Genomic DNA, 5252 nt, shown 5'->3' with positions numbered 1-5252 from the left:
GGGTGTGGGCGGGGCGAAGCCCTCGCCGGTGAGCAGCACCGTGTCGGAGAGAAAACGGGCGAGTTGGGCGAGGTTCTCCGGCCCGCCCTCGACCAGGTAGCCCAGTGCCTCGGTGGCCACCCCGGACGGCACGGTGGAGGCCGCCATGAGCTGCGCGTCGGGCACCGACTCACCGCCGAGCACGACCGTGGGCACGCCGGAGCCGAGTACCCCGGCGAGGCCGTCCGGCCACGCCTGCCGGCCGCCGAGCAGGCGTACGACGGCCAGGTCAACGCCGTCGAGCAGCGCCGGCACGGCGTCGGCGGCCACCCGGGCGGGGTTGGCCAACCGGTAGTCGGCCCCGCTGGCGCGGGCGGCCAGCAGGTCGGTGTCGGCGGTGGACAGCAGCAGGATGCGCACGGACGGCTCCGGAGAGTGACGCCCGGTCGGTGTCGGCCGGCGGGCGGTACGGGGTGGGCACTGGACCAGCGGGCGGGCCGGGATCGGCCGGCGCCCTACCGAGACGGGTGGGGCGCGGACTCAGCGGTGGTGGGCGGCGCGGCGACCGGTCGCGGCGGCGCGGCCGGGCGGTGCGACGGTGTTCCCGGATGGTGCGGCGGCGCAGCGGCGCAGGGTGCTGACGTGGGGCGCGGTGCTGACGTGCGCGTTGGGATGGCGAAGCGCGGCGCTGCGGTGGGGCGCGGGCACGCCACCGCGCCCGGCCGGGAAACGACGATGGTCGTCGATGGCGGAGACGCTGCGCGTCATCGGGTCCTCCTCGGGTGTCCACGCCCTGGGGTCACTCCGACGGCCGAAGTATCCTGGCTCCCGGATCGACGCTCACCCCCGGCCTTCCAACCGCGCACGCACGGCCGTGACTCACGAGGGGGGATCGCTCCCCGGTGACAGTGGCGGGACCGCGCCGGAATCGCACCGGCTTCCTTCACTGCCGTCAGGCCGCGAATGCTGCCACACCCGCCCGCCGCCGGAGGTGGGCCCGGACATCGTCGCCATTCGATCTCTGCGGCGGCGCGGGAAATGCCGTTGGCCTATCGGGCGCGCCTGCGCCCCGCGTCGTCGGGGGTACCGGTGACAGCGCCACCACGTGCGTGGGTTGACGCAGCGCAGCGGGCGGCGGGCAACGCGTCAGTCCAGGTCGGGGTGGTGGCGAGCCGGCCGGCCGAGGGGCGGGCGCCACGATCGCCGGTGTCCACGGTCGATCGGGAGGAACGGTCACCATCATCGACATGACGTTCCACCACCTCGCCGGTCGGGTCTGGCTCTGCCCCGGTGATCCGGATCCCGCCGACGTCCAGGCCGGCGTCGCCGTCGTCACCGACGAGCGCGGAAGTGTGATGGTCGACGCGGACAGAGCCCCGCGCAGGCCCGGGAGATCCAGGCCGCGCTACGCGCCGCCGGGCTGCGGCCACCGCGCTGGATCGTCTACACCCACCACCACTGGGACCACGTGGGGCGCGCCTGCGGGCGCCGGCGAACGGGCCCCGACCTGGCGCTGCTGGGCCGGCTGCTCGACGACGACCTCCGCTGGTGCGTCTCCAGCCACAGCCCACCGACGACCCTGGAGCAGGCGCGCGAGGCGATCGGGAGCTGAGCGCCGCTCAGCGGGCCCGACGCTCCGGGTGCGCCCGGTTCCAGGCCCGCATCCGCTCCGGGTAGCCGGTCTTCGCCGCCTCGTACAGCGGCACGGCGTGCTTGCGGGCGATCACCCCGGCGGCGCGCGGCGAGCCGGTCCGGCGGCGGATCCACTCACCGTCGTGGGCGATCGCCACCACGGTGGTGTCGGTCGCGGTGGTTTCCGGCTCCAGGTAGAACTCGACCCCGATGCGGCTGGTCACGAACGCCTCCAGCGCGGCCAGGTCCTCCCGGGTGGCCTCCCGGTCGAGCTTCGTCGGGGTCCCCTCGGCGGCGGTCCGCGACCGCCGGCTGAACCAGCCCATCCCCGGCTCCTCTCCTCGGCGTGACCTCCAGTGCAGCACCGTTTCCTGGCAGTCAACTGCGAGCCGGATGAGAGCCTCCTGACCGCCGCCCACCGGCCCGCCGGGCGGGCTGCTCACACCGCCGGCGGACGGGCTGCGCGGCTTGCCGGCGGGCGGATGACCGGCACCAGCGCGAGGGTGGGCAGCAGCAGCAACGGCACGACGAGCAGGGCGTGCAGCGTACCCACCCGGTCACCGAGCAGGCCGAGCAGCGGCGGGCCGCCGAGGAACGCGGTGTAGCCGATCACGGCCACCACGCTGACCCGGGCCGGCGCCCGGTCCTCCTCGTCCGCCGCCGCGCTCATCCCGACCGGGAAGCCGAGCGACGCGCCGATCCCCCACAGCGCGACCCCGGCGACCGCCACCGGCCCGGAGCCGGCCAGTACCGCCACACCCGCGCCCAGCACGGCGAGCAGGATCGTGCCGAGCAGCACCGGGACCCGACCCCAGCGGTCCAGCGCCAGGGTGCCGACCGTGCGCCCGAGGGTCATGCCGACGACGAAGACACCGAAGACCGCCGCGCCGGCCGCCTCGCTGAGGCCGTACCCGTCGATGAAGGCGACCGCGACCCAGTCGTTGGCGCTGCCCTCGGCGAACGCCATGATCAGCACGAACAGGCCGATGAGCAGGGTGCGCGGCTCCCGCCAGGCGGCGAGCAGCGCACGGCGGCGGGTGGCCGGCGACGCGGTGTCCGGCGAGCCGGGCGCGGTCTCGCTGGCGGGCAGGAACGCGCGCGCGCCGAGCAGGGTGCCGAGCAGGACCACCGCCGCCACCACGCTCAGGTGCACCGCGACGGGCGCGCCGACGCGGGCGGCCCCGGCGCCCAGCGCGGCCCCGGCCACCGAGCCGAGGCTCCACGCCGCGTGGAAGCGGGGCATGATCGTCCGCCCCAGCCGCCGCTCGACCACGGCACCCTCGATGTTCATCGCCACGTCGCAGCTGCCGGAGCCGTAGCCGAGGGCGAACAGGCCGACGGTGACCCCGGCCATGGAGCCGGCGACGCCGGCGGAGACCCCGACGACGGCCAGGCCGAGCGCGACGAGCAGGGTGGACAGCACGACCGTGCGGGCCGTGCCGAGGCGCTGGGCGACCAGGCCGGCGGTGGGCATCGCCAGCAGCGCCCCGGCGGACAGGGCGAGCAGCAGCAGCCCGAGGCGTCCCGCGGTGAGCCCGAGCGCCTCGCGGACCGCCGGCACCCGGGAGAACCAGGAGGCGACGGCCAACCCGTTGAGGGCGAACACCACCGCGACGGCGGTGCGGGCGGCGAGCACCGACCGGGGTACGGCCGCCGGGATCGGCGCGGCGGGCGGCGCGGTGGCGCGACTCACGGTGACGTCCTCTCGGTCGAGGTGGACTGCTGCACGATCGCACACCTGAGAGCGCTATCAGCACAACCCGGTCCCACCCCTTACGACTGGCGGGCCCGGCGGGGGATGATGCGGACGACCGGCGATGCCGGGCGACCACGGGGAGGGCACAGATGACGACGGCAGGCCGACCACCGACCCTGGAAGACGTCGCCCGGGCGGCAGGGGTCTCCCGGGCCACCGCCTCCCGGGTGATCGCCGGAACCGGGTACGCCTCGCCCGCCGCCCGCGGCCGGGTGTCCGCCGCCGCCGACCGCCTGGGCTACCTGCCGAACCTCGCGGCCCGCGCGCTGGTCCGCGGCACCGGCGTACGGCTGGTGATCGTGGTGTCCGGCACCGCCGTGTCGGTCCTCGACGACCCGTACGTCGACCGGGTGGTCGGCGCGGCCGCCCGGGTCTGCGCCCCGTACGGGCTCGGGGTCGCGCTGCACTGGCTGCCGGCCGGGGAGCCGGCCGGGCTGCGCCGGCTGGCCGAGGACCGCGGCGTCGGCGGGCTCATGCTGGTCAACACCACCGAGGCGCTGCTCGACGCGGTCCCGCGCGAACTGCGTGGCCGGGTGGCCTCGATCGGCATCGGGTCCGCTCTCGTGCCGTCCTTCGACGTGGACAACGGCGGCGGCACGGCCGCGGTCGTCCGGCACCTCTACCGCACCGGCCGCCGCCGTATCGCCATGGTGACCGGTCCCCGCTGGCTGTCCTGCTCCGGGCGGTCGGTCCGGGCGTACCGGCGGGTGGTGCGGGACGCGGGGCTGCCGGTGCGGCTGGTGCCGGGGGACTTCACCGCGAGCAGCGGCCGGACGGCGGCCCGGGAGGTGCTGGCCCGCTGGCCGGACACCGACGCGATCGTCGGAATCAGCGACGCGACCGCGCTCGGAGTGATCGACCGGCTGCGCGGCGACGGAGTGCAGGTGCCCGGGGACGTCGCGGTGACCGGCTTCGACGACATCCCGCTCGCCGCGGTGACCACGCCCGCGCTGACCACAGCCACCCACCCGGTGGCGGAGATCGCCACGGCGGCGGCGACCGCCGTGCTCGCGGGCCGGCCGGTGCCGCCGACGACCGTGTACCCGTCCCGGCTGGTGCCGAGGGCCAGCGGGTGAGCCGCGGCGGCGGTTAGCCGCCGGCCAGCGGGGTAACCGCCGGCCGTCCGCCCCGCCGAGGAGAAGGACCGGTGAGTCCGTGGCAGAACCCGCGCCGCCGCACCGGCAGCCGGAGGAGAACCCCCGGCACGGCCGGCTGACCGCGCGTCCGGCGCCGCCGACCACCCGGGGCACCGCCGGGCTGGTGCCGCTGACCGACGCCGCGGGCGGGCTCCTCGCCGAGGTGTACGCGCCGGATCCGGCCGACGGCCGGCCGTACCGGCTGGTGCTGCTGCTGCACGGGGCCGGCGGCTCGGCCCGGCAGGGGCTGGACCTGCTGCTGCCGGTCGCCGACACGCACCGCCTGCTGCTGGTCGCCCCGCAGGCGGTGTCGAGCAGCTGGGACCTGATCGTCGAGGGCTTCGGGGTGGACGTGCGGCGCATCGACGGGCTGCTCGCCTCGGTCTTCGCCGCCCACCCCGTCGACGGGGTGGTCCTCGGCGGCTTCTCCGACGGCGCCTCGTACGCCCTCTCCCTGGGCCTGACCAACGGCGACCTGGTCGACGCCGTGGTGGCCTTCTCGCCCGGCTTCGCCGCACCGCTGGTCACCCACGGCCGGCCCCGGGTGTACGTCTCGCACGGCACCGACGACCCGGTCCTCCCAGTCGACGTCTGCAGCCGCCGGCTGGTCCCCCGGCTGCGCGCGCTCGGCTACGACGTGACCTACGACGAGTTCCCCGGCGGCCACGAGATCCCCACCGACCTCCGCCACCGCGCCGCCGCCTGGCTCACCGAACCCTGACCCACGCCACCCCCGCCCAGCCCAGCCC

6 protein-coding genes, 2 pseudogenes and 1 riboswitch are annotated in these 5252 nt (G+C 76.4%); of the genes and pseudogenes, 4 read left to right on the top strand and 4 right to left on the bottom strand.

Annotated features, from left to right (window positions below):
• Positions 1-399, bottom strand: a pseudogene (gene cobN / locus C1I99_RS29030) (cobaltochelatase subunit CobN); the annotation flags it as partial.
• A gap of 120 nt (positions 400-519) precedes the next feature.
• A complete protein-coding gene (locus C1I99_RS29025) occupies positions 520-747 on the bottom strand; it encodes a hypothetical protein (RefSeq protein WP_111137376.1) in 228 nt (75 codons plus the stop codon).
• 46 nt (positions 748-793) lie between these two features.
• A riboswitch (cobalamin riboswitch) is annotated at positions 794-923 on the bottom strand.
• Positions 924-1363: 440 nt separating this feature from the next.
• Between C1I99_RS29025 and C1I99_RS35275 the strand changes: the two are divergent.
• Together C1I99_RS35275 and C1I99_RS33535 are read left to right on the top strand one after the other, a co-directional pair.
• A pseudogene (locus tag C1I99_RS35275) lies at positions 1364-1444 on the top strand (MBL fold metallo-hydrolase); the annotation flags it as partial.
• Between the two features lie 3 nt (positions 1445-1447).
• Complete coding sequence (locus C1I99_RS33535) at positions 1448-1591, top strand: hypothetical protein (RefSeq protein ID WP_233512773.1); 144 nt, start codon at positions 1448-1450, stop codon at positions 1589-1591.
• Between the two features lie 7 nt (positions 1592-1598).
• Here C1I99_RS33535 and C1I99_RS29015 read toward each other — a convergent pair whose 3' ends face one another.
• Both C1I99_RS29015 and C1I99_RS29010 read right to left on the bottom strand, forming a co-directional pair.
• Entirely contained in the window at positions 1599-1937 is a 339-nt protein-coding gene (locus C1I99_RS29015; RefSeq protein WP_111137375.1) for a hypothetical protein, read from the bottom strand.
• A gap of 113 nt (positions 1938-2050) precedes the next feature.
• Entirely contained in the window at positions 2051-3304 is a 1254-nt protein-coding gene (locus C1I99_RS29010; protein WP_438941460.1) for an MFS transporter, read from the bottom strand.
• Positions 3305-3456: 152 nt separating this feature from the next.
• Here C1I99_RS29010 and C1I99_RS29005 point away from each other — a divergent pair, with 152 nt between their 5' ends.
• Complete coding sequence (locus C1I99_RS29005; protein ID WP_111137374.1) at positions 3457-4443, top strand: LacI family DNA-binding transcriptional regulator; 987 nt, start codon at positions 3457-3459, stop codon at positions 4441-4443.
• Between the two features lie 79 nt (positions 4444-4522).
• Positions 4523-5224, top strand: coding sequence for an alpha/beta hydrolase (locus C1I99_RS29000; protein ID WP_111137373.1), 702 nt, complete (start codon positions 4523-4525; stop codon positions 5222-5224).
• Positions 5225-5252: the final 28 nt, after the last annotated feature.

The sequence above is a fragment of the Micromonospora deserti genome (assembly GCF_003236335.1).
In the GTDB taxonomy this organism is placed as follows: domain Bacteria; phylum Actinomycetota; class Actinomycetes; order Mycobacteriales; family Micromonosporaceae; genus Micromonospora; species Micromonospora deserti.
The sequence above is the reverse complement of the archived record's forward strand: the minus strand, read 5'-3'. Positions and strand labels throughout refer to the sequence as shown.